The sequence below is a fragment of the Sphingomonas sp. BL2 genome (genome assembly GCF_056680015.1).
Window position 1 is genome coordinate 91,848 of the sequence record NZ_CM155261.1, and the last position, 26,689, is coordinate 118,536.

General features: G+C 66.4%; 26 protein-coding genes. 9 read left to right on the forward strand and 17 right to left on the reverse strand.

Annotation, left to right across the window (positions count from 1 at the left end):
* Window positions 1-18 precede the first annotated feature (18 nt).
* Together glk and eda are read left to right on the forward strand one after the other, a co-directional pair.
* Window positions 19-987, forward strand: coding sequence for a glucokinase (glk, locus tag AC1ME3_RS00420; protein WP_056486103.1), 969 nt, complete (start codon window positions 19-21; stop codon window positions 985-987).
* Window positions 984-1,604, forward strand: a complete 621-nt coding sequence (gene eda, locus AC1ME3_RS00425; protein WP_480954383.1) for a bifunctional 4-hydroxy-2-oxoglutarate aldolase/2-dehydro-3-deoxy-phosphogluconate aldolase — start codon at window positions 984-986, stop codon at window positions 1,602-1,604. The genes glk and eda overlap by 4 nt, the downstream gene beginning before the upstream one ends.
* Window positions 1,605-1,763: 159 nt before the next feature.
* Here eda and mltG read toward each other — a convergent pair whose 3' ends face one another.
* The 6 genes from mltG to fabD all read right to left on the reverse strand — a co-directional run bounded on the left by mltG (window position 1,764) and on the right by fabD (window position 6,684).
* Window positions 1,764-2,732 (reverse strand): endolytic transglycosylase MltG, encoded by a 969-nt coding sequence (gene mltG / locus AC1ME3_RS00430; protein WP_480955871.1) that lies wholly within the window; start codon window positions 2,730-2,732, stop codon window positions 1,764-1,766.
* Between the two features lie 72 nt (window positions 2,733-2,804).
* The gene (gene fabF, locus AC1ME3_RS00435; RefSeq protein WP_480954384.1) at window positions 2,805-4,067 is read right to left on the reverse strand and encodes a beta-ketoacyl-ACP synthase II; all 1,263 of its coding nucleotides are present in this window, start codon (window positions 4,065-4,067) and stop codon (window positions 2,805-2,807) included.
* A 121-nt stretch (window positions 4,068-4,188) separates the two neighbouring features.
* Complete coding sequence (locus AC1ME3_RS00440; RefSeq protein WP_031393971.1) at window positions 4,189-4,425, reverse strand: acyl carrier protein; 237 nt, start codon at window positions 4,423-4,425, stop codon at window positions 4,189-4,191.
* 77 nt (window positions 4,426-4,502) lie between these two features.
* Window positions 4,503-5,240, reverse strand: a complete 738-nt coding sequence (gene fabG, locus AC1ME3_RS00445; protein ID WP_480954385.1) for a 3-oxoacyl-[acyl-carrier-protein] reductase — start codon at window positions 5,238-5,240, stop codon at window positions 4,503-4,505.
* Between the two features lie 14 nt (window positions 5,241-5,254).
* Window positions 5,255-5,677, reverse strand: coding sequence for a GxxExxY protein (locus AC1ME3_RS00450; protein WP_480954386.1), 423 nt, complete (start codon window positions 5,675-5,677; stop codon window positions 5,255-5,257).
* Between the two features lie 47 nt (window positions 5,678-5,724).
* Window positions 5,725-6,684, reverse strand: a complete 960-nt coding sequence (gene fabD, locus AC1ME3_RS00455) for an ACP S-malonyltransferase (RefSeq protein WP_480954387.1) — start codon at window positions 6,682-6,684, stop codon at window positions 5,725-5,727.
* A gap of 199 nt (window positions 6,685-6,883) precedes the next feature.
* Here fabD and AC1ME3_RS00460 point away from each other — a divergent pair, with 199 nt between their 5' ends.
* The 4 genes from AC1ME3_RS00460 to rplI all read left to right on the forward strand — a co-directional run bounded on the left by AC1ME3_RS00460 (window position 6,884) and on the right by rplI (window position 8,694).
* The gene (locus tag AC1ME3_RS00460) at window positions 6,884-7,240 is read left to right on the forward strand and encodes an RcnB family protein (protein WP_480954388.1); all 357 of its coding nucleotides are present in this window, start codon (window positions 6,884-6,886) and stop codon (window positions 7,238-7,240) included.
* 184 nt (window positions 7,241-7,424) lie between these two features.
* A complete protein-coding gene (rpsF, locus tag AC1ME3_RS00465) occupies window positions 7,425-7,859 on the forward strand; it encodes a 30S ribosomal protein S6 (protein WP_056050884.1) in 435 nt (144 codons plus the stop codon).
* Between the two features lie 2 nt (window positions 7,860-7,861).
* Window positions 7,862-8,086, forward strand: coding sequence for a 30S ribosomal protein S18 (rpsR, locus tag AC1ME3_RS00470; RefSeq protein WP_031393978.1), 225 nt, complete (start codon window positions 7,862-7,864; stop codon window positions 8,084-8,086).
* Window positions 8,087-8,097: 11 nt separating this feature from the next.
* Window positions 8,098-8,694: a 50S ribosomal protein L9 gene (gene rplI, locus AC1ME3_RS00475; RefSeq protein ID WP_107952437.1), complete on the forward strand. Its 597-nt coding sequence runs from the start codon at window positions 8,098-8,100 to the stop codon at window positions 8,692-8,694.
* 398 nt (window positions 8,695-9,092) lie between these two features.
* Here the strand turns inward: rplI and AC1ME3_RS00480 are convergent, their stop codons facing one another.
* The 3 genes from AC1ME3_RS00480 to recR form a co-directional block, all read right to left on the reverse strand.
* On the reverse strand, window positions 9,093-10,544 hold the full coding sequence (locus tag AC1ME3_RS00480; protein ID WP_132897672.1) for a DNA recombination protein RmuC: 1,452 nt from the start codon (window positions 10,542-10,544) through the stop codon (window positions 9,093-9,095).
* A gap of 448 nt (window positions 10,545-10,992) precedes the next feature.
* On the reverse strand, window positions 10,993-11,517 hold the full coding sequence (gene def, locus AC1ME3_RS00485) for a peptide deformylase (RefSeq protein WP_480954389.1): 525 nt from the start codon (window positions 11,515-11,517) through the stop codon (window positions 10,993-10,995).
* Window positions 11,518-11,561: 44 nt separating this feature from the next.
* Window positions 11,562-12,158, reverse strand: a complete 597-nt coding sequence (gene recR / locus AC1ME3_RS00490) for a recombination mediator RecR (protein ID WP_056052820.1) — start codon at window positions 12,156-12,158, stop codon at window positions 11,562-11,564.
* Window positions 12,159-12,210: 52 nt separating this feature from the next.
* On the opposite strand from recR, the gene fmt reads away from it, so the two are divergent.
* Both fmt and truA read left to right on the forward strand, forming a co-directional pair.
* Complete coding sequence (gene fmt, locus AC1ME3_RS00495; protein ID WP_480954390.1) at window positions 12,211-13,137, forward strand: methionyl-tRNA formyltransferase; 927 nt, start codon at window positions 12,211-12,213, stop codon at window positions 13,135-13,137.
* Window positions 13,134-13,892 carry a tRNA pseudouridine(38-40) synthase TruA gene (gene truA, locus AC1ME3_RS00500; protein ID WP_480954391.1) on the forward strand — a complete coding sequence of 253 codons (759 nt, stop codon included), beginning with the start codon at window positions 13,134-13,136 and terminating at the stop codon, window positions 13,890-13,892. The genes fmt and truA overlap by 4 nt, the downstream gene beginning before the upstream one ends.
* 55 nt (window positions 13,893-13,947) lie before the next feature.
* Here truA and AC1ME3_RS00505 read toward each other — a convergent pair whose 3' ends face one another.
* Genes AC1ME3_RS00505 through ilvD form a run of 4 tightly spaced genes read right to left on the reverse strand, consistent with a single transcriptional unit; the run spans window position 13,948 to window position 18,758 of the window.
* Window positions 13,948-15,177 carry a class I SAM-dependent RNA methyltransferase gene (locus AC1ME3_RS00505; protein WP_480954392.1) on the reverse strand — a complete coding sequence of 410 codons (1,230 nt, stop codon included), beginning with the start codon at window positions 15,175-15,177 and terminating at the stop codon, window positions 13,948-13,950.
* The gene (locus tag AC1ME3_RS00510; RefSeq protein WP_480954393.1) at window positions 15,174-16,652 is read right to left on the reverse strand and encodes an NAD(P)H-hydrate dehydratase; all 1,479 of its coding nucleotides are present in this window, start codon (window positions 16,650-16,652) and stop codon (window positions 15,174-15,176) included. Before AC1ME3_RS00510 ends, AC1ME3_RS00505 begins: the two co-directional genes overlap by 4 nt.
* Window positions 16,649-17,056 carry a hypothetical protein gene (locus tag AC1ME3_RS00515; RefSeq protein WP_480954394.1) on the reverse strand — a complete coding sequence of 136 codons (408 nt, stop codon included), beginning with the start codon at window positions 17,054-17,056 and terminating at the stop codon, window positions 16,649-16,651. Before AC1ME3_RS00515 ends, AC1ME3_RS00510 begins: the two co-directional genes overlap by 4 nt.
* A complete protein-coding gene (gene ilvD / locus AC1ME3_RS00520; RefSeq protein WP_480954395.1) occupies window positions 17,037-18,758 on the reverse strand; it encodes a dihydroxy-acid dehydratase in 1,722 nt (573 codons plus the stop codon). The genes AC1ME3_RS00515 and ilvD overlap by 20 nt, the downstream gene beginning before the upstream one ends.
* Here ilvD and AC1ME3_RS00525 point away from each other — a divergent pair.
* A complete protein-coding gene (locus AC1ME3_RS00525) occupies window positions 18,757-18,894 on the forward strand; it encodes a hypothetical protein (RefSeq protein ID WP_480954396.1) in 138 nt (45 codons plus the stop codon). The genes ilvD and AC1ME3_RS00525 overlap by 2 nt on opposite strands.
* Before the next feature lie 118 nt (window positions 18,895-19,012).
* Here AC1ME3_RS00525 and AC1ME3_RS00530 read toward each other — a convergent pair whose 3' ends face one another.
* From AC1ME3_RS00530 to AC1ME3_RS00545, 4 genes are all read right to left on the reverse strand, one after another.
* A complete protein-coding gene (locus AC1ME3_RS00530; RefSeq protein ID WP_056062573.1) occupies window positions 19,013-19,363 on the reverse strand; it encodes a response regulator in 351 nt (116 codons plus the stop codon).
* 49 nt (window positions 19,364-19,412) lie between these two features.
* Window positions 19,413-21,788 (reverse strand): hybrid sensor histidine kinase/response regulator, encoded by a 2,376-nt coding sequence (locus AC1ME3_RS00535; protein ID WP_480954397.1) that lies wholly within the window; start codon window positions 21,786-21,788, stop codon window positions 19,413-19,415.
* A gap of 548 nt (window positions 21,789-22,336) precedes the next feature.
* Window positions 22,337-24,382: a M13 family metallopeptidase gene (locus tag AC1ME3_RS00540; protein ID WP_480954398.1), complete on the reverse strand. Its 2,046-nt coding sequence runs from the start codon at window positions 24,380-24,382 to the stop codon at window positions 22,337-22,339.
* Window positions 24,383-24,559: 177 nt separating this feature from the next.
* Window positions 24,560-26,638, reverse strand: coding sequence for a M13 family metallopeptidase (locus AC1ME3_RS00545; RefSeq protein WP_480954399.1), 2,079 nt, complete (start codon window positions 26,636-26,638; stop codon window positions 24,560-24,562).
* Window positions 26,639-26,689: the final 51 nt, after the last annotated feature.

Sequence of the window (26,689 nt, forward strand, 5' to 3'; positions counted from 1 at the left end):
GAGGATCGGGAGAGACGAATGGAAATCGTAGCGGCAGATATCGGCGGGACGCATGCGCGCTTCGCGATCGCCGAGGTCGAGAACGGCCGCGTCGTTTCGCTCGGCGAGCCGGCGACGCTGAAGACCGCGGACCACGCGTCGCTCCAGACCGCGTACCAGGCGTTCGAGGCTGGCCTCGGTCGCCCCCTCCCCCGTGCGCTCGCGATCGCGGTCGCGTCGCCGGTCGCGAACGACGTCATCCGCCTCACCAACAACCCATGGATCATCCGCAAGTCGCTGATCACCGAGCGCCTGAAGGCCGACCAGTGGGTGGTCGTCAACGATTTTGGCGCGGTCGGCCATGCCGTCGCACAGGTGCCGAGCAGCGACTTCATCCATCTCTGCGGCCCCGATACGCCGCTGCCGTCCGAGGGCATCACGACGATTTGCGGCCCCGGCACCGGGCTCGGCGTCGCGCAGCTGCTGCGACGCAAGGACGGCTATCAGGTCCTTGAGACCGAAGGCGGTCATATGGACTTCGCCCCGCTCGACGGGATCGAGGATGCGCTGCTGAAGCGGCTGCGAAAGACGTTCACGCGAGTATCCGCCGAGCGCGTCGTTGCTGGACCCGGCATCGTCGCGATTTACGAGACGCTTGCCGCGCTGGAGGGCCGCGCGGTCCCCAGCCATGATGACAAGACGATCTGGACCGAGGCGATCGACGGGACCGATTCGATCGCGCTCGCGGCGCTCGACCGATTCTGCCTCGCACTCGGCGCGGTTGCGGGCGATCTCGCGTTGGCGCAAGGCGCGAAGGCCGTCGTGATCGCAGGCGGGCTCGGCTTCCGAATCAAGGATCGCCTGATCCGCTCGGGCTTCGACCAGCGCTTCGTCGCCAAGGGTCGTTTCCAGGGTATGATGGCGGCAATGCCCGTCAAGCTCATCACCCATCCCCAGCCCGGCCTGTTCGGCGCCGCGGCCGCCTTCGCACAGGAACACACCCAATGACCGCAACCCCCTCGCCCACTATCGCAGACATCATGCAGACCAGCGCCGTCATTCCGGTGCTGGTAATCGAGGACGCCGCGCTCGCCCGCCCGCTCGCCGAGGCGCTGGTTGCCGGCGGCCTGCGCGTGCTCGAGGTGACGCTGCGCACCGGCGCCGCGCTGGAGGCCATCGCTGAGATGAAGAAGGTGCCCGGCGCAATCGTCGGCGCAGGTACCGTCGTCAACACGCAGCAGTTCGCGCAGGTCCGCGATGCGGGGGCGGAGTTCATCGTCTCGCCGGGGCTGACCGAACGACTCGCCACGCCGATCATCGAGAGCGGCATTCCGTTCCTGCCGGGGATCGCCAATGCGGCGGACATCATGACCGGGCTCGACCTGGGGCTGACGCACTTCAAGTTCTTCCCGGCGGAGGCGAATGGCGGGTTGAAGGCGCTCAAGGCTCTGGCCGCGCCGTTCTATCAGTGCAGCTTCTGCCCGACCGGCGGGATTACCGAGGCGAGCGCTCCTGAGTGGCTGGCGTTCAAGCCCGTGCTCTGCGTCGGTGGTAGCTGGGTGACCGGCGGGACGATGGCCGAAATCGAGATCAAGGCGCGCGCGGCTAACGCTCTGCGGGGATAACTCCTCCCCGGCACGGGGAGGGGGACCGCGACGCGTAGCGGCGGGGTGGAGGGGGAGCGCCACGAGCGTACCGCCTGCCGTAGTTGCCACTGCTGGTACGCTCGCGGTGAGCCCCCTCCACCATCCTGCGGATGGTCCCCCTCCCCGTTCCGGGGAGGATTACATCTCGCCGCGGGCTTTGCGGATGGCGTACCATTTCTTCACGTTGGCATTGTGTTCGGCCAGCGTGTTCGCGAACACGTGGCCGCCGGTGCCGTCTGCTACGAAATAGAGCGCCTGGGTCTGCGCCGGGTCGAGCACCGCGTCGATCGAGGCGCGGCCGGGGTTGGCGATCGGGCCGACCGGCAGCCCCGCTTCGGCATAGGTGTTGTAGCCGTTCTTCGCATGCAGTTCCGACCGCAAGATGCGGCGGCCCAGCGGGCGGCCCTTGGTGATCGGGTAGATCACGGTGGGGTCGGCTTGGAGCGGCATGCCGTTGCGCAGTCGATTGCCGTAAACCGCGGCGACGGTGCGGCGTTCGGAGGGCTTGCCGGTTTCCTTCTCGACGATCGAGGCTAGGATGATCGCCTGTTCAGGAGTCGTCACCGCGATGCCGGGCTTGCGCGCGGCCCAGGCGGTGGCGAGGTAGGTCTTCAGCGCCGCCTGCATCCTCGTGACGACCGATGCGCGGGTGTCACCGGCCTGGAAGGCGTAGCTGTCGGGGAGAATCGAGCCTTCCGCCGGAACGGGCACGGTGCCGGTCAGGCCGTCCGCCTTCGCCAGCGCGTCGTGGACCAAGACCGAGGGATAGCCTTCGGGGACGACGACGAGGCGCTGGAGGACCTTGCCGCCCTGCATCAGCTTGAGGATGTCGGACTGGCTGGCGTGCGGCGCAATGCGGTATTCGCCCGCCTTGATCGGATCGCCCGAGCCGAAGACCCGCGCATACAAGCGGAAGCGGCGGGCCGAGGGGATCGCACCGGCCTTTTCGAGTTCGGTGGCAGCGCCGGCCAGCGTGCTGCCTTCGCCGATCTGTACGGTCAGCGTGCGCGGTGCCGGGCCTGCCCCGCCCCAGCCTTGGACGACCAGGAACAGCGCGACGACGGCCGCCAGGCCTAAGACGAGTCCGAAACAGCCGACCTTGCGCATCACTACCTCTTGTTCTCCCGCGAAGGCGGGAGCCCAGTCTGGGCCCCCGCCTTCGCGGGGGAACAAACTTATTTAGCGGACCTTGGTCATTACCAGCGAAGCATTCGTGCCACCGAAGCCGAACGAGTTGTTCAGCACCGCGCGGACTTCGCGCTTCTTGGCGACATGCGGGACAAGGTCGACCCCCACGCAGCTGTCGCTCGGATTGTCGAGGTTCAGCGTCGGCGGGACGATCTGGTCGCGCAGCGCGAGGATGCAGAAGATGCTCTCGACCGCGCCGGCACCGCCAAGCAGATGCCCGATCGCGGACTTGGTCGACGACATCGACAGACCCGAGATCGCATCGCCGAACAGGCGACGCACAGCACCGAGCTCGAGCTCGTCGCCCAGCGGCGTCGAAGTGCCGTGCGCGTTGATGTAGTCGATGTCCTCCAGCTTGAGGCCCGACTTCCGAATCGCCATCTGCATCGAGCGGAACGCACCGTCGCCCTCGGGATGCGGTGCGGTCACGTGATACGCGTCGCCCGACAGACCGTAGCCGATCACCTCGGCATACATCTTCGCGCCACGTGCCTTGGCGTGCTCGTATTCCTCGAGCACCAGCACGCCGGCGCCCTCGCCCATAACGAAGCCGTCGCGGTCCTTGTCATAGGGACGGGAGGCCTTCTCGGGCGAATCGTTGAAATTGGTCGACAGCGCGCGGGCCTGTGCGAACCCGGCGATGCCGAGCGGGCAGACGGTGCCCTCCGCGCCGCCCGCGAGCATCACGTCGGCGTCGTCCATCGCGATCATCCGCGCGGCGTCGCCGATCGCGTGCGCGCCGGTCGAGCAGGCGGTAACGACCGCATGATTCGGACCGCGCAGACCGTATTTGATCGAGACCTGGCCCGAGATCAGGTTGATCAGACGGCCATGGACGAAATGCGGCGAGACGCGACGCGGGCCTTTGGTGTGGAGGACGATCGATTCGCTCTCGATACCCGGCAGGCCGCCGATGCCCGAGCCGATCGACACGCCGGCACGCCAGCTCTCTTCGAGCGTCATCTCGGTCAGACCTGCGTCTTCCAGAGCCTGCCCTGCGGCGTCGATGCCATAGATGATGAACGGATCGACCTGGCGCTGGACCTTGTGGTCGACACGCTTGGCGGGATCGAAGCCATATTCGTGGTCGGCCGGCTTCACCTCGCAGGCGATGCGGCACACCTGATCCGACGCGTCGAAGCGCGTGATCGGGCCCGCACCCGACTTGCCGGCGAGGATATTCGCCCAGGCCGTTTCAACATCCGCCCCCAGGGGGGTGACCAGGCCTAGCCCGGTTACGACGACACGCCGCATGGCTTCAAACTCCGTCTGCTCTCAAAACGAAACGGCTCCCCGCCCTCTTTGCCCAAGGACGGGGAGCCGCTCAAATCACACCCTTCAGGGCAGGTCCAAAGGTTTGAACCCTAGACCCTGATCAGGCCTTGTGCTCGTCGATGTAGGTGATCGCGTCCTTGACGGTCGCAATCTTCTCGGCGGCATCATCGGGAATCTCGACACCGAACTCTTCCTCGAACGCCATGACGAGTTCGACGATGTCGAGGCTGTCTGCGCCCAGGTCGTCGATGAAGCTCGCGTCCTCGGTCACCTTGTCGGCTTCGACGCCGAGATGCTCGACGACGATCTTCTTCACGCGGTCAGCTGTCTCGCTCATGGTAGTTCCCTCTTCAAATCTGGGGGTTTTCGGTATTTCCTGAACGCACCTAGAACGCGGCAGTTCAGCGCGCAAGTTCAGATCATCGCCATCCCGCCGTTCACGTGCACGGTTTGTCCCGTGACGTACCCGGCTTCACGGCTAGCGAGGTACACGATCGCCGCGCCGATGTCTGCGCCTTCGCCTAGGCGGCCGGCGGGAATCTTTGCGGTGAGCGCGGTCTTCTGAGCCTCGGGCAGCGCGTCGGTCATCGGCGAGGTGATGAAACCGGGCGCGACGCAGTTGACGGTGATGCCCCGGCTGGCGAGTTCCTGCGCCATCGATTTCGACATGCCGATCAGGCCCGCCTTCGATGCGGCGTAGTTGGCCTGGCCGGGATTGCCGGTGACGCCGACGATCGAGGTGACCGAGATCATCCGGCCGAACCTTGCCTTCATCATCGGCTTGGCGGCGGCGCGCATGAGGCGGAACGCGGCTTCGAGATTGACGCGGATGACGCTGTCCCACTCGTCGTCCTTCATCCGCATCGCGAGATTGTCGCGGGTGACGCCGGCGTTGTTGACGAGGATATCTAGCTTGCCGAGCTTTTCCACTGCCTGTGGGACGAGCGCGTCGACGGCAGCGGCGTCGGAGAGGTTGCAGGGGAGTGCGACATGGTCACTACCAAGGCTCGCGCGGAAGGCTTCGAGCTTGTCGGCATTGGAACCGGACACGGTCAGGCGCGCGCCTTGGGCGGCCAGGGCCTTGGCGATCTCGGACCCAATCCCGCCGGATGCCCCGGTGACGAGGGCGGTCATGCCTGTGAGGTCGAACATTTTAGTCTCCAGATTCAAGAAATTTGTTCGCGCTGAGGCGCTGAGGCGCTGAGAGGATAGTGATTGTTGACGAGCCGGCGGACGCCCTCCTTGAGCGTCTCGCCACCGAAGTTGATGAGCAGCCCGACCGGCTGCTTGGTCAATCTGAGATAGGTTAGCAGTTGCTTGGCATGCACCGGGCTCAGCTGATCGATGGATTTGATCTCGAGGATCAGTCGCTCGTCCACCAACAGATCGATACGGAAGGCGGCAGCAAAACACATTCCTTCAAACTCGATGTCTACCGGACGCTGTCGTTCCACGCGATATCCCATCGCGGTGAGCTTGCCCGCCAAGACGGTTTCATAAACGCTTTCGAGCAGTCCCGGTCCCAGGTCTCGGTGGATGCGGATCGCGACATCAATGACGTTGCCAGTGATCCGATCGATATCCACCATCGCAATCTCCTCTGCGCCTCCGCGCCTCTGCGCGAACCACTCTTACTCTACAAACTCCGAACAAGCGCTTCGATGTCGTCCATCGTGATGACGCTGGTCGTCTCAACGTCGGGGGTGATGCGCTTGACCATTGGGCTGAGGACCTTGCCGCCGAACTCAACGAAGTGGCCGACGCCCGCCGCGTGCATCGCGAGGACCGATTCGCGCCAGCGGACCATGCCGGTAACCTGTTGCACCAGCAGGTGACGGATCACGCCGGGATCGGCGACGGCGACCGCGTCGACATTGGCAAAGACCGGGACCAAGGGCGCGCGGAGGTCGGCGTCCAGGAGGGCTGCTTCCATGGCTTCGGCGGCGGGCTGCATCAGGGGGCAGTGGAAGGGGGCGGAGACGGGCAACAATATCCCGCGCTTGGCGCCTAGGTCCTTGGCCAGCGTGATCGCCTTTTCGATGGCGCGGCGGTGGCCGGAGATGACGACCTGCGACGGGTCGTTGTCGTTGGCGACGGTGCAGATCAGCTCGGGGCCGCCCTCCGCCAGGATCGCGTCGACCGCGGCGCCGGCGATCAACTGCGCCTTTTCGAGGTCGGTACCGAGTAACGCGGCCATCGCGCCCTCGCCTACCGGGACCGCCGCCTGCATCGCGCGGCCGCGAAGTTTCAGGAGCCGCGCGGTGGTCGACAGGTCGAGCGCACCGGCGGCACACAGGGCGGTATATTCGCCAAGGCTGTGACCCGCGACGTAATCGGCCTTGTCGGCAAGGCGGAGGCCGCCTTCCTTCTCAGCCACACGCAATGTCGCGATCGCATTCGCCATGATCGCTGGTTGCGCGTTCTCGGTAAGGAGCAGGTCGTCCGCCGGCCCTTCGCTCATCAGGCGGAACAGGTGCTGGCCGAGCGCCTCGTCGACTTCGGCGAAGACCTCGCGGGCGGTGGCACTGGCGTCGGCGAGCGCCTTGCCCATGCCGACAGACTGGCTCCCCTGGCCGGGGAAGATGAACGCGCGCATGGCCTCTCCTCTGTGTTGGGTCTTCGTTTGAGCGCGGGGCCTATAAAGGTGCGCGTCGAGTTGCAACCTGAACGAACCACGCGGCCTTGCGACAATATGCGACCATTTCGCCGACCTTGCGACAAGCGCCTGCGACAATCGGCTCCCAGATTATGGAGGACGCCGCAGCAACGGCGCCGTGTTTCAACGGGAGATTATCATGAAGACGTTCATCCTCAGCGCGCTCGCCGCCACCCTCGTCGCCAGCCCGCTGCTCGCCGCAGCGCCTGCCGAAGCGCAGCAGCGTCGCGAAATCACCACCGTGCGCCACAACGACAACGGCCGCACCGTCGTCACCAAGCGCACCGTCGTCCGTACGCCGCAGTATCGCAACTGGCGCACCGGCCAGCGCTTCGATCGTCGCCAGGCGCAGAACTACCGGGTGATCACGACGTATCGCAACTATCGCCTCGCACCCCCGCCCCGCGCGCATCAGTGGGTTCGCTCGGGTCGTGACGCGATCCTGATCGACGGTCGCGGCAACGTGGTCCAGGTTCGTGGCGGCGCGTTCCGGTAAACGGACCAGTAAACCTGAACACCTTGCCTTTCCCCGATAAACGGGTAAGGCCCTCTGCAACCGGGGTGAGAGATTCGCGTCTCTCGCCCCTGTTTGCATTCTAGACGCCGTTTTCTAAGACGACAGCCGGAGGGGTGCACGCATGGGGCGTGTATCAGCGATCGGCCAAGACGAAGGACAAGACATGGCTCTTTACGAGCACGTGTTCCTTGCGCGCCAGGATCTGGCACAAGCGCAGGTGGACGCACTGGCGGAAATCGCCACCAAGATCGTGAACGACAACGAAGGTCGGGTCGTAAAGACCGAGAACTGGGGCCTGCGTTCGCTGGCGTACAAAATCGCCAAGAACCGCAAGGCGCACTATGTCATGCTCGAGATCGATGCCCCGGGCAGCGTGATCGCAGAGCTGGAGCGCCAGACCCAGATCAACGAAGACATCATCCGTTACATGACGGTCAAGGTCGATACCCTCGAAGAGGGCCCGACCGTGATGATGCGCAAGCAGGATCGTGACCGCGAGCGTCGTGGCGACCGTGAAGGTGGCCGTGAGGGCCGTCCCGATCGTGGCGATCGTCCGGACCGTGGTCCCCGTCGTGACCGCGAAGAGGGAGCTGAATAATCATGGCACGTCCATTCTTCCGCCGCCGCAAGAGCTGCCCGTTCTCCGCCAAAGACGCTCCCCGGATCGACTATAAGGACGTCCGGTTGCTGCAGGGCTTCGTGTCCGAGCGTGGCAAGATCGTCCCGTCGCGTATCACTTCGGTGGCCGCAAAGAAGCAGCGCGAACTGGCCCAGGCCATCAAGCGTGCGCGTCATCTGGGCTTGCTGCCCTACATCGTTAAGTAAGGAGCGCCCACATGGACGTCATTCTGCTTGAGCGCGTCGAAAAGCTTGGTGCTATCGGCGACGTGGTGAAGGTCAAGGACGGTTACGCGCGTAACTTCCTGCTTCCCAACAAGAAGGCGCTTCGTTCGAACGAAGCCAACCGCAAGGTGTTCGAGTCGAACCGTGCGAAGATCGAATCGGACAACGCATCGCGTCGCAGCGATGCCGAGACCGAAGCGAAGACCTTCAACGACGCGACCGTGACCCTGATCCGTCAGGCGTCGAACACCGGCCAGCTCTACGGTTCGGTCGCGGTTCGCGATCTTGTCGATGCGCTGGTGGCCGACGGTCACAAGGTCGGCAAGTCGGCGATCGTGCTCGACAAGCCGATCAAGGCGATCGGTGTCTACACCGTCAAGGTATCGCTGCACCCCGAGGTGTCGGTGGCCGTCAAGGTCAACGTCGCCCGTTCGCCTGAAGAGGCCGAGATGCAGGCTTCGGGCGTCGACGTGATGTCGTCGATGTTCGAGCGCGACGAGGCTGGCTTCGTCGAGGATTACGATCCGAACGCAGAGCCCGGCGCGACCGCCGAAGCACCGCGCGATCAGGAGGACGAAGCGCAGGGTTGATCCCTTCGCTTCCCTTCTAGCCGATACAGAAAGGCCCGCCCGGAGTGATCCGGGCGGGCCTTTTTTTTTGTGTCTGCGCGACAGGCGTCAGGGGCAGGTTACGCAGGCGCCGATCATTGCTGCGAAGGGGATGAGGGCGCAGAGGATGGGGACTAGGTGTTTCATGACCGGGTGACTCTTGGGGGTGTTATCCGGTTAATGCGCAGGGTCGGGAAAGGTTGCCGTGAGATGAACGAATTTTGTACCGATCGGTTTTTTGTGCGGAAGAACGCTACTTCCGCACCACCCCGGCGGAGGCCGGGGCCCAGTTGGGAAAGCTAGAGTAACGGATCGCAGCGTCCATCATCCGTGTCCCCCAACTGGGCCCCGGCCTGCGCCGGGGTGGTGGTACGGGGAGGTCAGCTTTCGACGTTTTCCGGCTTCTCGATCAGCGCGGGCCCCTCACCTAGCGCCAGTGCGTCGACCGAGGACACGTCCTCCAGATCTCGCGCACCCGTTTCGATGTTGAGGTCGCGAAACTTGCGGCCGGTTACCATCAGGCGGCCGTTGAACGAGTTGGTGAAGCCGTTGAAGTTCTTCACCGCGCTGTTGAGGCCGACGCCTACCTTGCGGAGATCGTCGGCCACCTTGGCAAGGCGATCGTGCATTTCCTTGCCGAGTTCGCCGATCTTGCGCGCCTCGTTGGCGAGTTTCTCCTGGCGCCAGACTGCGGCGACCGTGCGGGCGATCGCGATCAGGTTCGTTGGCGTTGCCAGCAGCACGCGCTTCTCGAACGCGAAATCCCAGAGCGTCGGGTCGTGTTCGAGCGCGGCGGACAGGAAATGTTCGCCGGGGACGAACATGATGACGTAGTCGGGGGTGTCGGCGAACTGGCTCCAATAGGCCTTGTTGCCGAGGCCGTTGACGTGCGCGCGCATGGAGGCCGCATGGGCGGCCAAGCCGATCAGGCGCTCGGCGTCGTCGACCGCGCCGAAGGCGTCCTGGTACGCGTTGAGCGAGACCTTTGCGTCGATCACCAACGCGCGACCGCCGGGGACGCGAATGATCGCGTCGGGGCGAAGGCGGGCGCCGTCGTCGCCTACCGCGACCGAAACCTCGGTCTGGAAGTCGGTGTGTTCGCTGAGACCGCAGGTTTCGAGGACGTTCTTCAACTGTTGTTCGCCCCAGCGGCCGCGGGACTTGGGGGCGTTGCGGAGCGAGTTGACGAGTTTGGCGGCTTCGGTCGAGACCTTTTCCTGGCCGAGCCGCATCTGTTCGATCTGGCCCTTGAGGTCGCCGAATGCGTCGCGGCGCTCGGCTTCTACCTTCGCGACGCCCTCTTCGTAGCGTTGCAGGCGATCGCTGACAGGTTGCAGCATCGACTTTAGGTTGAGGCCGGCGGACTCTTCCGACTGGCGGAAGCGGGCGTCGGCGCGTTCGAGGAAGGTCTTCTGCGCGTCGCTGAGCAGCTTGTTGGCGACGTCGCCGAACTGCGCGGCCATGACGTCCTTCGCCTCGCGGAGTTCGAGCAGGCGCGCTTCGAACGCCTCGCCTTGTGCTTTCAGCGTGGCGATTTCGGTGCGGGCGGCGTCGCGGTCGGTGCGGATCGTGGCGAGGTCGAGGCGCAGGCGATCGGTGTCGGTGGCGCGCTCGGCGTTCTGCGCGCGGAGGGTGGCGAGGTCCTGCATCGCGGCGTTGCGTTCGCGTTCTACGGCATCGCGGGCGGTGCGGATGAGGTCGGCGTCGGCGACCTTGGTTTGGGCGACGGCAAGTTCGCTGGCGAGGGTGGCGGCTCGGCGGGAGGCCAGGAGCCAGCCCAGGAGGATGCCGGCGGCTAGCGCGAGGACGGCGATGATGGCGAACTCAGCCATTCTGCGCGGCCGAAACTGGAGTGAAGTATAGGAAGTGCAGACGCTGGCGCAGCATTTCCTCGCGAGGAGATGGGGGCGTTAGCGGGCGGGTTTGGGGAGCGAATGGGGACGTCATGCTTGGAACATACGTCGAACGGTTGATGTAGGACAATCGGAATATTGTTCTGCCGTGGTGGCGGGGGTCCAGGGTTATAAGCGGTAGCGCTCGTGGTCCTGGGCCCCCGCCTTCGCGAGGGAACTAGAAAGGGGGCGCCACGACACCCTCGCCGAATAGCACCACCCCGGCGGAGGCCGGGGTCCAATTGGAAAGGTCGCGGTAACGGAGGAATGCGCTCAGTTGGCGATGTCCCCCAATTGGGCCCCGGCCTTCGCCGGGGTGGTAGCGTGTTGGGTGAACGGGTGCCCACCCTCAAGCGCTCGCGCTCATGCTTGTGGTCGCCCCGGCCCCTCAGCCCAGCTTGCGCTGCTTCGCCAGCTTCTTCATGACCATGTCCCGCTTCAGCCGGCTGATGTGGTCGATGAACAATACGCCGTCCAGGTGGTCGATCTCGTGCTGCATGCAGGTCGACAGCAATCCGTCGAAATCCTCCTCATGCGCAGCACCGGTCTCGTCGAGCCACTTCACGCGGCACCGCGCCGGGCGCGCGACTTCGGCATACTGCTCGGGGATCGAGAGGCAGCCCTCGTTGTAGGTGGAGACCTCGTCGCTGACCGACAGGATCTCGGCGTTGATGTAGGCCTTGGGGTTCTTGATCGGCTTGTCGTCCTCGTCCTTCTCCTCCTGGAGATCGATGACAAGGACGCGCTGCTGTACACCGACCTGGGTCGCGGCGAGGCCGATGCCGTTGAAGTCGTACATCGTCTCGATCATGTCGGCGACGAGCGTGCGGATGGAGTCGTCGACCGTTTCCACCGGCTCGGCGACGAGACGCAGGCGGGGATCGGGGACTTCGAGAACGGTCATGACGGTCATCCTGCGCAGCTAGGTTCCGCGCAGGGGTGCGTCAAGGACTTGGCTCAAGCCATTGGCCGCCTTGCCCTTAGTGCCTGCGCCAACGTGCCCTCGTCGAGATAGTCGAGTTCGCCGCCGACCGGCAGGCCGTGTGCGAGTTGGGTGACCCGCACGGGGAAGCGTTCGATGCGCTCGGCGATGTAGTGCGCGGTGGTCTGGCCTTCGAGCGTGGCGTTCATCGCGAGGACGACTTCGTCGATACCGCCGGCTTCGATGCGGCGGACGAGGCTGTCGATGCTGAGGTCCTCGGGCCGGATGCCTTCGAGCGCGGACAGGCGGCCGCCAAGGACGTGGAAGCGGCCGGGGAACAGCCGCGAGCGGTCGAGCGCCCAGAGATCGGCGACTTCCTCGACGACGCACAGCGAGCGCTGATCGCGGCGCGGGTCGGCACAGATCGCGCAGGGGTTGGTGGTGTCGACGTTGCCGCAGGTCGAGCAGTTCTCCAGCCGCTCGTCGACCGCGGTCAGCGCCTCGCGCAACGGCCCCAGCGCCGCGTCGCGCTTCTTGAGCAGATGCAGCACGGCGCGACGTGCGGACCGGGGGCCGAGGCCGGGGAGCCGGGCCAGCGCCTGCGTCAGCGCCTCGATCTCGGGGGATGCCATAGGGAACAGATAGGGGGTTGCGCGGCTCCCCGCCAGCGTGTTCGAGAGGGCCATGCGGATCATCTTCATGGGAACGCCGGACTTCGCGGTACCGGTGCTGGAGGCCCTCGTCGCGGCGGGGCATGACGTGGCAGCGGCATATTGCCAGCCGGCCCGGCCAGGGGGGCGGCGCGGGCGCGAGCTGGTGCCGTCGCCGGTGCAGCTTCGGGCGGAGGCGCTGGGGATCGAGGTGCGGACGCCGGTGTCGTTCAAGGCGTCGTTGCCGGAGGGGCTGGAAGCTCGCGAGGCGTTTGCGGCTTTGGGCGCGGATGTGGCGGTAGTGGCCGCTTATGGTCTTATTCTGCCGCGCGCGGTGCTGGAGGCGCCGCGGTTCGGGTGCCTCAACGTGCATGGGTCGCTGTTGCCGCGGTGGCGCGGGGCGGCGCCGGTGCAGCGCGCTATCCTCGCAGGCGATGCCGAGACGGGCGTCGGGATCATGCAGATGGAGGCGGGGCTGGATACAGGGCCGGTTCGGCTGGAGGGACGGACGCCGATCGTTGGGAAGACTGCGGGGGATCTGACGTCCGAGCTTTCCGCGATGGGGGCTCGGTTGATGGTCGAGGTGCTGGCCGATCTCGACGCCTACCCTGCCCGGCCGCAGCCCGCGGAGGGCGTTACCTATGCCGCCAAGATCGACAAGGCGGAGGCGCGGATCGATTTCGAGCGGTCGGCGGTCGAGGTGGAGCGGCTGGTGCGGGCGATGAACCCGGCGCCGGGAGCTTGGTTCGAGCATGCGGGGGAGCGGATCAAGGTGCTGGCGGCGGATGTGCTGCCGTTCTCGTTTCTTGGGTGCGAGGGGCTTACGGTCAATGCCGAGCTGACGATCGGGTGTGGTGACGGGGCGATCCGGCCGACTTTGGTGCAGCGGGCGGGGCGCGGCGTGACGTCGGCCACTGAATTGCTGCGTGGGTTTGCGATCCCGTCGGGGACTCAGCTTTGACGCGGTTCGCGTTGACGGTGGAGTTCGACGGGCGGCCGTTCATGGGCTGGCAGCGGCAGAAGCATGGGCCGAGCGTGCAGGCAGCGCTGGAGGCTGCGGTGCTGAAGATGACCGGCGAGACCGCGTCGGTGCAGGCGGCGGGGCGGACCGATGCGGGCGTCCACGGCATGGCGATGCGCGCGCATGTCGATATCGCGAAGCCGCTGGCGGCGTTTCGGTTGATGGAGGGGCTGAATGCCTTGGTGAAGCCGGCGCCGGTGTCGGTGCTGGCGTGCGAGGTGGTCGACGACGATTGGCATGCGCGGTTTTCGTGTGTCGGGCGGTCGTATGAGTATCGGATCGTCAATCGGCGATCGCCGCTGACGTTCGAGGCGGGGCTGGCGTGGCAGGTGCCGCAGTTGCTGGATGCGGACGCGATGGCGGAGGCTGCGGGGGCGCTGGTCGGGCGGCATGACTTCACGACGTTTCGGTCGGCGCATTGCCAGGCGGATAGTCCGGTGCGGACTTTGGACCGGCTTGAGGTGGTGCGCGAGGGGGAGCGGCTGTTCGTCTACGCGGCCGCGCGGTCGTTCCTGCACCATCAGGTGCGGTCTATGGTCGGGTGCCTGGCGCTGGTGGGTATGGGGCGTTGGGCGGTTGGCGATGTTGCGGCTGCGCTCGAGGCGAAGGATCGCGCGATGCTGGGGCTCAATGCGCCGCCCGATGGATTGTTCTTCGTGAGTGCGGTTTACCCACCCCCGTCATCCCGGACTTGATCCGGGATCCAGGGTTACAGGGCGCGGCATTGGTGGCTCTAGATCCAGACTTTCGTCAGGATGACGGCTGGGGAGCGTTGCGGACGAACTTCGCGGCGAGTTCGACATGCGTCGACCAGCGGAACTGGCCGACCGGCTGGACCCAGTCGATCCGCCAGCCGGCGTCACACAGCTCCTTGGCATCCCGCGCGAAACTGGCTGGATTGCACGAGACATAGGCGATCACCGGCGTCTTGCACTCGGCCAGCGCAGTTGCCTGTTCGCGCGCGCCCGAACGTGGCGGATCGATCACCACCGCGTCGAACCGGTCGAGTTCGGCCACCGTCAGCGGCCGGCGATAGAGATCGCGGTGCTCCGGGTAGACGGGCCGCTGAGTGCGGTGCGCGGCGGCCTTCAGCGAGCCAAGTGCGTCGCGCGCGCCTTCGGCGGCATAGACCTTGGCGGGGATCGCCAGCGTGAAGGTGCCGAGCCCGGCGAACAGGTCGGCAACCGTCGCGGGCTTGCCGATCGCTTCGAGCACGGCGGCGGTGAGCGCGGCCTCGCCATCGGGTGTGGCCTGCAGGAACGACGCGGGCGGCAGGGGTACGGGCACGCCGCCGAGCGTGATCGTGACCGCGTCCGGCTCCCAGCGCGTCTCGGGGCCGAGGCCGTCGTCGAACGCCACGCGGGCGATCTTGTGGTCTTCGCAGAATTTCGTAAGCGCTTCGGCGGCCGGCAGGCCTTCGGGCGCGAACCCGGTGATCAGGATGTCCGCGCCCTGGTCGGCGAGCGTCAGGTGTATGTCCGCACGGCGGCGGAAGTTGAGGCGCTTGAGCAGCTGGCGGAGCGGCTGGACGAGCGCGAACAGCCGCGGATCGAGGATCCAGCATTCCTTGATGTCGACGATCGTGTGCGCCTTCTCCGCGGTGAAGCCGAGCGTGATCTTGCCGCCCTTGGCCTCGGCGTGGAGCGTCGCGCGGCGGCGGCTGCGTTCGGGGGAGATGTGGGGGTCGCGGATCGGGGCGGACAGGTCCTGACCGTCGAGCGCGGAGGCGATGCGGTCGGTGACGAACTCGGCATAGGCTTGGTCGTCGAGATGCTGGAGCTGGCAGCCGCCGCAAGTCGGGAAATGGACGCAGGGGGGAGTCTGGTGGTGCGGGCCGGGGATTACCGTGCCGTCGGCGGCGAGCGTGTCGCCGGGCGCCGAGAAGGCGGCGTGGCGGCCGTCGGCGGTCATGCCGTCGCCACGCGCCGCGACGCGGACGATGGTGTCGATATTCGGTTCAGAGGTCGAGTCAGTGGTCATAGCGACGCTCTGGCGGACCGGAGCGCTTCCGCCAAGTCGTCGGCGATGAACGCAGGCCCCAATCGGCGGGCAGCGTCACCGTGGAGCCACACTCCGGCGGAGGCTGCGTCGAGCGGATCGAGCTTGGCGGCAAGCATCGCGCCGATCGCGCCGGCGAGGACGTCGCCGGTGCCGGCGGTGGAGAGCCAGTCGCTGGCCCCTTGCGCGATGCGGACGCGCCCGTCGGGGGCGGCGATGACGGTGTCGGCACCTTTGGAGACGACGATGGCGTTGGCGCGGGCCGCGGCGTCGCGGGCTCGGGTGATCTTGTCGGTGTCGGATTCGCCGAAGAGCGCGTCGAACTCGCCTGCATGGGGGGTGAGGACTACGGGGGCTTTCAGCGCCTTGATCCGGTCGGGGTCGAGCAGGCGGAGGGCGTCGCCATCGATGATCAGCGGGTGGCCCGAGATCAGCGCGGCTCCGAGGCGGCTCTTGGCGGTATCGTCGCGACCGAGGCCAGGGCCGATCACGAGTGCGCCGATGCGATCGTTGGCAAGCGCGTGATCGGAAAACGGCATGCGAACGAGCGCGTGCGGGGGGCCTTCGCTGTCGCCGAGCAGGGTCACGTAGCCAGCGCCGGCATGCATAGCGGCGAGCGCTGCGAGGTCGGCGGCACCGGACATGGTGCCTGCGACGATCGCGACCATGCCTCGTGTGTATTTGTTCGAGTCCGGGCCGGGGGTTCGGAGGATTGGGACCTCGAGGACTTCGGCCTTGCTGACGGTGGGGACGCCGATGTTGAGGAGACGAATCTGGCCGCAATAGCGCGCGGCAGGTTGAAGGAGGTGCGCTGGTTTTACCGCGCCGAGCGCGAGGGTGAGGTCGAAGACGGGCGGCGTGCTGAGCGCCTTGCCTGTGTCCGTGCCAAGGCCACTGGGCAGGTCGACCGCGATGCTTAGCTGCGCGGCGTTCGCGAGGGAATGGAGACACTCGACCACAGACCGTTCCCCCGCGGACGCGGGGGCCCAGGATAGGCCGCTAGGTGAGCCCTCGGAACTTAGCTGGGCCCCCGCGTCCGCGGGGGAACTGCTTGAATGGGGAACCGAGTCGAGCGGGCGGGTCAGGCCGGTGCCGAACAGCGCGTCTACGAGGATCGGCGCGGGTTTCGCCTCCGCCAGCGTTTCGACCAGGCCTAGCCACCCTGCCCTAGCCGACTTCGCCGCGTCCGTCCTGGGTTCCGACAGCGCCGCGACCCTGACCGTAATGCCCATTTCCGCCAACACGCGGGCCGCGACATAGCCGTCGCCACCGTTGTTGCCGGGGCCGCAGAGGATCAGGACTTCGTTTGCGCCAGCCAGTCGGCGAACGGCGCCCGCGATCGCGGTGCCGGCGCGGTCCATCAGCGTCTCCACCGAGACTGCGGTGGCGATCACCGCATCCTCCGCCGCGCGCATTTCGGCGGCGGTAAGGACCGGCTGGCCTTCGATTCGGATCATGAGGGGTTCGTCGTACCCTTGACGGTGGCCGGGAGGCGGTAGCGGTTACCGCCGAGCGCGACCTCGATGCCGTCCGTGCCCGTGATCGTGATCTTCGCCACCTCGGCGCCGTCCGCCGCGATCACGCCGCGACCGTCCTGCGTTACCAGCAACCGGCGGAAGGCTCCATCGGGATGGCGGATCGTCAGGATCAGGCCGTTCTCCCCCTGTGCCTGCTCGATCGTGCAAATCGACGCGAACGCGACGTTACCCTGCGCGCAGGCGATACGGCTGTCCCCAGCGGTTTCGGTGCGCTGCTTTGCCTCGACCTGTTCGCTGCTCGGCTGCCCCCGCCCGCACGCTGATAGCGGGAGCGAGAGAAGCAGGGCAACCGTCGGTATTCTCTTAGATATCAGCGTAGACATGGGTTTCGGCTGCCGCTCCAGGGTGCGTGACGGCACCCTTGTACGCGGGGCCTACGGTCTTCGCATAGCGCCAGAGTGCGCCCGAGCCGTAATCGTTGGTGCGCGGCACCCACGCGGCGCGGCGGTCTGCTATGACGTTTTCGGGAACATCAAGGTCGATCGTGCCGGCCTCCGCGTCGATGTGGATGATGTCGCCGTTCTCGACCAGCGCGATCGGGCCGCCGTCCGCTGCTTCGGGGCCGACATGGCCGATGCAGAAGCCGCGCGTGCCGCCCGAGAACCGCCCGTCGGTGATCAGCGCAACGCTTTCGCCCATGCCGAGGCCGTAGAGCGCGGCGGTGGTCGACAGCATCTCGCGCATGCCGGGGCCGCCCTTGGGGCCTTCGTAGCGGATGACGATGACTTCGCCTTCGTTGATCTCGCGCTTCTCGACCGCGGCGAAGGTGTCCTCCTCGCAATCGAACACGCGCGCCGGGCCCGAGAACTGGAGGCGGTGCATGCCCGCAACCTTCACGATAGCGCCGTCGGGGGCGAGGCTACCGCGTAAGCCCACGACGCCGCCGGTCGGGGTCAGCGGGGTCTTGATGTCGTAGATGACCTTCTGGTCGGGGTTCCACGTCACCTGGTCGATGTTCTCGCCCAGCGACTTGCCCGTCACCGTCAGGCAATCGCCGTTGAGGAACCCGCCGGCGAGCATCGTCTTCATGAGCATGTAGACGCCGCCGGCCTCGTACATGTCCTTCGCCACGTACTTCCCACCGGGCTTGAGGTCCGCGATGTAAGGCGTTGTCTTGAATATCTCTGCGACGTCGAACAGGTCGAACTCGATGCCCGCCTCGGAGGCCATCGCGGGGAGATGCAGCGCGGCATTGGTCGAGCCGCCGGTCGCGGCGACGACGCGCGCGGCGTTGATGAACGCCTCGCGCGTGCAGATGTCGCGCGGGCGGATGTTGTCGGCGAGGCACTCCATGACCTGCGCACCGGCCGCCACCGCAATCTGTTCGCGCGTGGTGTAAGGTGCGGGCACCATGTTGCTGTTCGGGATCGACAAACCGATCGCCTCGGCGACGCAGGCCATCGTGTTCGCGGTGTACTGGCCGCCGCACGCGCCGTGGCCAGGACAAGCCACCTTCTCGATCGCATGGACTTCGGACAGCGGGCACGCCCCCGCGGCGTATTTGCCGACGATCTCGAACACGTCGACGACGGTGACGTCGCGGTCCTGGTAGCGGCCCGGCAGGATCGAGCCGCCATAGACGAACACCGACGGGATGTTGAGGCGGAGCATCGCCATCATCATCCCCGGAAGCGACTTGTCGCAGCCCGCGAACCCGACGAGCGCGTCGTAGCAATGGCCGCGGACCGAGAGTTCGACCGAGTCGGCGATGACTTCGCGGCTCACGAGGCTGGCCTTCATGCCCTGATGGCCCATCGCGATGCCGTCTGTGACGGTGATCGTGTTGAAGCGGCGCGGCATGCCGCCGCCCTGGATGACGCCGGCCTGCGCGGCGTCGGCCTGCGCGTCGAGCGTGGTGTTGCAGGGCGCGGAGTTGTTGCCGGCGGACGCGAGCGCGACGAACGGGCGCGCGATCTGCTCCTCGTCGAGGCCCATCGCGTAGTAATAGCTGCGGTGCGGGGCGCGTTCTGGGCCGACGGAGACATGGCGGCTCGGTAGACGCGATTTATCGAATGTGCGGGTCATGGCGAACGCCTATGTCGCGGGAGAGGGTATTTACGCAAGAGAGTTGCGTCGATTTTTGATCGAGCGGGACCGCTTCAATCTCGTCATCCCCGCGCAGGCGGAGATCCAGAACGGCAACGGTTCACGATCTTGTTAGTGAGGACTGCCAATATGGGTTCCCGCCTTCGCGGGAATGACGAGGCTTAGCGGGACTACTCCCCTCCCTGGAAGGGAGGGGGGCAGAAGGGGGGCGCCTGGCGCTCTATCGATTAGTATCAGAGGCCTTCGAGGGCCTTCGCTACACCGTCCATGGTGAAGGGCTTCTGCAACCGTGGGCGGTCGCGAAATTCCGGGGCGACTCCATCGTCGCCGCCGCCGGTCGCGAACACGAACGGGACGCCTCTTGCCGCCAATGCCTCGGCGACTGCGGTGCTCTTCTCGCCGCCACGCAGGTTCACGTCGAGGATCGCGCCATCTACGCCACCTTCTTCGATCCGCTTCAAGGCATCGGCGACGGTATCGACCGAGCCCGCGACTCCCTTGTCCAATACCTCGAGGAAATCCTCCAGCATCATGGCGATCAACGGTTCGTCCTCGACGATGAGGATCTGTTGGGTAGCGGTCATATTTCTCGCATAGTCGGGATTGTTACGACTTGCCAACATCTTGTTCGAGTCAGCGTGCGGCAAGCACGTCTCGTGCCGCTTCAGCTAATTCCTGCACCGAGAACGGCTTGGGCAGGAACGCGACGTTGTCTAGATCGATCGACTTGCGCAGCTGCTCCTCGGCATAGCCCGACATGAACAGGATCGGCAGATCGGGGAATTTCTCGCGCGCATGGCGGACCATCGTCGGGCCGTCCATCTGCGGCATGACGACGTCGCTGATGAGCAGGTCGGGGCGGCCGTGTTTCTCCAGCACTTCCAGCGCGATCTCGCCGTTTTCAGCGGTCAGCACTGTGTACCCCTGCCGCGTGAGCGCGCGCTCGGCGACGGCGCGGACCATGTCCTCGTCCTCGACAAGAAGGATCGTGCCCGTGCCCCACAGGTCGACCGGCTTCGGCGCGGGCTTGATGACCACGGGACGAGTCGCGGCGGGGGCGGAGTGGACCGGCAGGTACATCGAAAAGGTCGCGCCCTGCCCCGGCTTGCTGTCGGCGAAGATGTAGCCGCCGGACTGCTTGACGATGCCGTAGACGGTGGAAAGGCCGAGCCCGGTGCCTTTGCCGAATTCCTTGGTGGTGAAGAACGGCTCGAAGATCTTGGGGAGCACGTCGGGCGGGATACCGGTGCCCGTGTCCTGGACGATCAGCGCGGTGTAGTCGGCGACGGGCAGGATGTCGGACGCCATCTCGCGCACTTCGGATGCGGGAACGGCACGCGTCGTGATCGTCAGCACGCCGCCGCCGCGCGCGTTCGCCGAGACGATCGCGTCGCGCGCGTTGACCGCGAGATTGACCACGACCTGCTCCAGCTGGCCTGGATCGGCGCGGACGGGGCCGAGATTGCGGCCGTGCGTCATGTCGAGGCGGACGTTCTCGCCCATCAGCCGCTTGAGCAGGTTGGAGACCTCCGAGACGACATCGGGGAGCTGGAGGATCTGCGGGCGGAGCGTCTGCTGGCGCGAGAAGGCGAGCAGTTGGCGTGTCAGGCTGGCGGCGCGGTTCGAATTGGTGCGGACCTGCTGGATGTCGTCGTAATCGCTGTCGCCCGGCGAATGGCGCATCAGCATCAGGTCGCAGTGACCGATGATCGCGGTCAGGATGTTGTTGAAATCATGCGCGACGCCGCCCGCGAGCTGGCCGACCGCCTGCATCTTGGTGGCCTGCGCCACCTCGCGCTTGAGGCGGCTTTCCTCGCTATTGTCCTTGAGGCTGAGCAGGACGGCCGCGTCGCCGAGCCCGCGCGCGCCGGCGATCGTCAGCGCGACCGGCTCGTCCGGGTGATCCTTGAGGCGGACGGCCATGTCGGCGGAGTGCGTCGCGCCGTTCGCGAACTTGCGGATCGCGTCGGCGACCGCGGCCTTGTCCTCGCGGACGACGAGGTCGCCTGGATAGAGCGGTGGCGCGACCGAGTTGACGCCGGCGGCGCGCAGGAACGAGTCGTTCATCTGCAGGAAGCGCCCGTCGCGGTCGACCAGCGCCATGCCGAACGGCATCATGCTGACGAGGCTGCGGACGTGCGCGGAAGCGCTGGCACCGAGCGCGGGCGCGTTCTCCTCCTCGTCGAGCAGCGCGACCAGCACGGGGGCGTCGTCGCCGTCGAGGAACGGGATCTGGAGGACGCGGAGTGGCGTGCCTTCGAGGCCCTCGCGTTCGAAGCGGACGAGACCGCGGCTGTCGGTGATGAGGAAGCGGGCGAAATCGCGACCTTCGATCGTATCGTATTCGTCGCCGCATGCACGCGCGCGCAGCACGCGATTGGCGGTGCGGACGCGGCCGTCGGGCGAGAGCAACGCCGCCATGATGCCGCTGCCGCCGAGCCGGTCTCCGGTCGCGCCGGTCAGCAGCGCGGCAAGCGTTTCGGCGAGGTCGTGTTCCTGTGCGGTGACGAAACGCCAGACGAGCATGTCGGCATCGTCGCCGGCGCGCGCGATCTGCGCGGACAGGCAGACGTTGCGGGCGTTGAGACGGTCGACCTGCGCGGTACCGTCGCGCCACGCGGAGCGGCCGGCGTCGGCAAGTGCCGCGTTGCCGGCTTCGTCGAGCGGCAGGCCGGGGGGCGTCGGGAAGCCTTCGAACAGCGCTTCGTAGGCGTCGTTCGCGCAGACGAGGCGCCCGGCGCGGTCGGTGATCGCGAGGGCGTCGGTGCCGGCTTCGGCGACGGTGCGGGTGAGGTCCCAGTCGACCGGGCGCGGCGCGTCCTTGGCGACCGGATTGAGCAGGCGCCACGCGATCAGCGCGCCGATGACGATGACGGCGGCGGCGAAGAACCCGGCGGCGGCAATCCAGCTGCCGACGAGCAACAGCACGATCGCCGCGGCGGCTACGCCCGAGGCGATGGCGACGAATGCTGCGTTGCGGGCGGGGGTGGGTAAAGCGAGCGATGCCATTGCGGGGAGTCATCCGCTGTTGCGGGGTTAGGCGTCAAGCGGGTTGCGGTGGTGTTGCCGTGGTTACTCGTATCGCAGGCGACGTTCGCTAGGAGAAATCGCCACCCCGGCGGAGGCCGGGGCCCAGTTGGAGAGGTGGTAATAACGATGTGCCGACCGTCGTCAGCAACGTCCCCCAACTGAGCCCCGGCCTTCACCGGGGTGGTCGTCGTGGATGGGGTCCGTAGGTCACTCCCCTGCCGTTCCCTCGCGGAGGCGGGGGTCCAGGGTTGCGGGTGGTAGCGTTTTTGATGCTGGGCCCCCGCTTTCGCGGGGGAACGGGGGTGTCACCGCCCGGCGAACGACGGCGGTTTTCTGCTCCCCTCCCTGGAAGGGAGGGGTTGGGGGTGGGTCGGCCCGTTGGTGGACGATGCCCTCCCCAAGCGGCCGACCCACCCCCTGCCCCTCCCTTTCAGGGAGGGGGGATCGTTGGGGGTTGGGCTGCCTTGAGCGCTTTCCTCAGAAAGACGCGCCCAGTTTCCGCTCCCCCCGCTATCCGAGGGAAACCCTTACCAGATCCGAACGCGCTGCTCCGGCGTCAGGTACAGCTTCTGCCCCGGCGTCGGCTTGTAGGCCGCGTACCAGGGGTCGAGGTTCCGCACGACCCACGCGCGCTGCTGCGACGGCGAGTGAGGATCGGTCAGCAAGCGGTTACGAAGGTTGGCTTCCCGGTAGTTGCGACGCCACACCTGCGCCCAGCCGAGGTAGAAGCGCTGGTCGCCGGTGAACCCGTCGAGGACGGGCGCGGTCTTGCCTCCCAATGACGTGTGGTACGCGTCGTACGCGACAGTGAGGCCGGCGAGATCGGCGATGTTCTCGCCCATCGTCAGCTGGCCCTTCACGTGCATGCCGGGCAGCGGTTCGTACGCGTCATACTGCGCGCCGAGCTTGCCGGTGAGCGCCTTGAAGCCGGCGATGTCCTTGGCCGTCCACCAGTCGGTGAGCTGGCCCTTCGCATCGTATTTCGAGCCCTGGTCGTCAAAATGATGGCTCAGTTCGTGGCCGATCACCGCGCCGATGCCGCCGTAATTGACCGCGTCGTCGGCCTTCGGATCGAAGAACGGCGGCTGCAGGATCGCGGCGGGGAAGACGATCTCGACCATGCCGAAATTGGCATAGGCGTTCACCGTCATCGGCGTCATGCCCCATTCCCAACGCTGCAAGGGCTTGCCGAGCTTGGAGATATTATCCTGGTGCTGCCATTCGTTCGCGCGCCATTCGTTGCCGAACGCATCGCCCGAGGTGATCGTCAGGCCGGAGAAATCCTTCCACTGGCTTGGATAGCCGATCTTCGGCGTGAAGGCGGCAAGCTTGGCGTGCGCCTTGACCTTGGTCTCGGGCGCCATCCATTCGAGCTTGTCGATCCGGCGGCCCATCGCGGCGAGCACGTTCTTAACGAGCTTATCGGCCGCGGCCTTGGTCTCGGGCGGGAAATACTGCGCGACGTAGAGCTTGCTGACCTCGTCATCGAGCGCGCCGGAGGTGAACTGGACGCCGCGCTTCCAGCGGGCCTCCTGCTCGGGCGTGCCGCCGAGGACGGTGCCGTAGAACGCGAACTGCTCGGCGTCGAACGCCTTGGGGAGGACGTCGGCATAGCCGTCGAGCGAGCGGAGGATCAGCTGGTCTTTCAGCACGCCGATCGGTGCGGTCGAGACGAGCTTGGCGATGCCGGTGATCGCCGAGGGCTGCGCCACGATGACGGTCGGGACGGGCGTGCCGATGCCCTTGAAGTAGGCCGCGAAATCGAAGCCGGGCGCGCGCTTGGCGAGGTCGGCGACGGTCATCTTGTTGTAGGTCTTGGTGGCGTCGCGGCTGTCGACGCGGGTCCAGCTGACCTTGGCGATCTCCGTCTCGAACGCGAGCAGTGCGGTGGCGCGGGCCTCGGCGTTGGGTTCGCCGGCGAGGGTGAGCATCTTGACGATGTGCGCGCGGTACGCGTTGCGCGCCTCGACCAGCTTGGCGTCGGCGCTGCGGTAGTAATCGCGGTCGGGCAGGCCGAGACCGGACTGGCCGAGCGATAGCGCGTATTGCTCAGGGAGCTTGTCGTCCTGGCCGACGCCGCCGCCGAACGGGCCGCCGATCCCGGCGCGGTCTGCTTCGGCGAGCAGGGCGGGGTAGCCAGCGTGGTCAGTCAGCGCGGCGATCTTGGAGAGCCACGGCTTGATTGGCGCGAGGCCCTTGCCCTCGATCGTGCCGGTGTCGAGGAACGTCGCGTACGCGCGGCCGATCTTCGAGTTCGGGTCCTTCGCGGCGGTGTCGAGAATGCCGCGGGTGCGCGTCTCGGACAGGTCGGAGAGGAGGTTGAACGAGCCGTAGTTCGACTTGTCGGCGGGGATCGGGGTGGTCTTGGACCAGTTGCCGTTGGCGAAGGTGTAGAAATCGTCGCCGGGCTGGACGGCCTTGTCCATGCCCTTCTCGTCGAAGCCGAACGTCCCGTATTGCGCACCGGTCGGGGCGGCTGCTGGCACGGTCGGCTCAGCCGTTTGCGAGATGGCGGCGGTGACGCCGGTGATGGCGGTTGCAGCGAGTAGGCCGGCGACGATGAAGGACTTCATGGGGTTCTCCTAGAATTTCGTTGGCACACACCCACCAACACCACCTCCCCGGCGGAGGCCGGGGTCCAGTTGGAAAGGTCTCGGTAATGGGGGACAGTCCGCCGTTACGTCTGTCCCCCAACTGGGCCCCGGCCTTCGCCGGGGTGGTGCAAGGTCGGGTATGCGACGGTGTAGTATTTACCAGATACGGACGCGGTTGGCGGGGGCGAGGTAGCTTTTCTCACCGGGCTTGGCGCCGAACGCGGCGTACCACGGGTCGAGGTTGCGGACCGTGAGGACGCGCTGGTGGCCGGGCGAATGCGGGTCGGACAGCAACGTCTGCTGGAGCGCGGCGTCGCGGAACTTGGTGCGCCAGACGCCGGCCCAGCCGTAGTAGAAACGCTGGTCGCCGGTCGTGCCGTCGATGATCGGCGCATGCCTGCCGCCGAGCGACTTGTGATACGCGTCGTACGCGACCGTCAGGCCGGCGAGATCGGCGATGTTCTCGCCGAGCGTCAGGCCGCCCTGGATGTGCTGGCCGGGAAGCGGTTCGTACGCGTCATACTGTTTCACGAGCGCATCGGTGAAGACCTTGAAGCGCGCGACATCCTGCGGCGTCCACCAGTCGGTGAGCTTGCCGTTGAGGTCGTATTTGCGGCCCTGGTCGTCGAAGTGGTGGCTGATCTCGTGGCCGATCACCGCGCCGATGCCACCGTAATTGACCGCCGGGTCCGCCTTCGGATCGAAGAATGGCGGCTGGAGGATCGCAGCCGGGAAGACGACCTCGTTCATCGTCGGGTTGGCATAGGCGTTGATCGTCATCGGCGTCATGAACCACTCGGCCCGATCGATCGGCTGGCCCAGCTTCTTCAGGTCGCGATCATATTCGAACGCGTTGGCGCGCGACACGTTACCGACGAGATCGCCGCGCTGGATCTGGAGCGCGGAATAGTCGCGCCACTTGTCCGGATAGCCGATCTTCGGGGTGAAGGCGGCAAGCTTGGCGAGCGCCTTGGTCTTGGTCTCGGGCGCCATCCATTCGAGGTTCCGGAGGCGCTCGCCCATCGCCGCGATGACGTTCTTGACGAGATCGTCGGCTGCGGCCTTCGACGCGGGCGGGAAATACTTCGCGACGTATTGCTGGCCGATCGCCTCGCCCATCGCGCCCGACACGGTCGAGACGCCGCGCTTCCAGCGGACCTGCTGCTCGGGCGTGCCGGAAAGCGTGGTGCCGTAGAACGCGAAGTTGGTCTTGTCGAAATCGCTCGACAGATACGGCGCGTACGAACGCAGCACCTTGAGCATCGCATAGTCCTGCAGGACGTTGACCGGCGTGTCGGCAAACACCTTCGCCTCGCCCGTCACCGCGCTCGGCTGTGCGACGAGATAGAACGGACGGCCGGTGACGCCCATCGCGGTCATGTACTGCGCCCAGGGGAAGCCCGGCGCCTTCGCGGCGAAGTCGGCGGCGGTCCATTTGTTGTAGGTCTTGTCGGCGTCGCGGCTCTCGATCCGCGTCCAGTGCGCCGTGGCGAGGCCCTTCTCCATATTGAAGACGGCGGCGGCGCGGGCGGCGGCGTTGGGCTCGCCGGCGAGCGTCAACATCCGCGTGAGATACGCCTCGTACGCGGTCCGGATGGTGGCGAGCTTGGCGTCGTCCTTGAGATAATAGTCGCGGTCGGGGAGACCAATGCCGCTCTGGCCGAGGCTGACGACATAGGTGGTCGGATCCTTGTCGTCCTGCTGCACGCCGACGCCGACGAGGCCACCGACGCCCATGCGCTGGAGCTTGGCGATCTCGGTGACGAGCGCGGTCTTGTCCCTGGTCGCCTTGAGCGCGGCGAGCATCGGCTTGACGGGCGTGGCGCCCTTCGCGTTGACCGCGGCCTCGTCCATGAAGCTGGAATAGAAATCGCCGACCTTGTCGCCAGGTGTCTTGGCGGAGACGTCGAGGATCGTGCGGGTGCGCTCGAGCGACAGGTCCTGGAGGACGTGGAACATGCCGTAGGACGAGCGATCGGCGGGGATCGGCGTGGTCTTTACCCAGCCGCCGTTCGCGTAATCGAAGAAGTCGGTGCCCGGCGTCACGCTGGTATCGCGGCCCGCCATGTCGAAGCCGAAATCGCCGATCTGCGGCTTGCTGGCGTCCTTGGCGGCGACGGGGCCCTTTGCCGCCTTGGCGAGGGTCGGCGATGGGGTGTTCGGCCCCGTTTGCGTCTGCGCGAAAGCCGATGCGGCGGACGCGAGCAGGATCACGGTAACAATCGACTTACGCATCAAGAACCTCGGAGAAAGATCTTCAGGATGCGGTGTGTTCTACGCCGATAG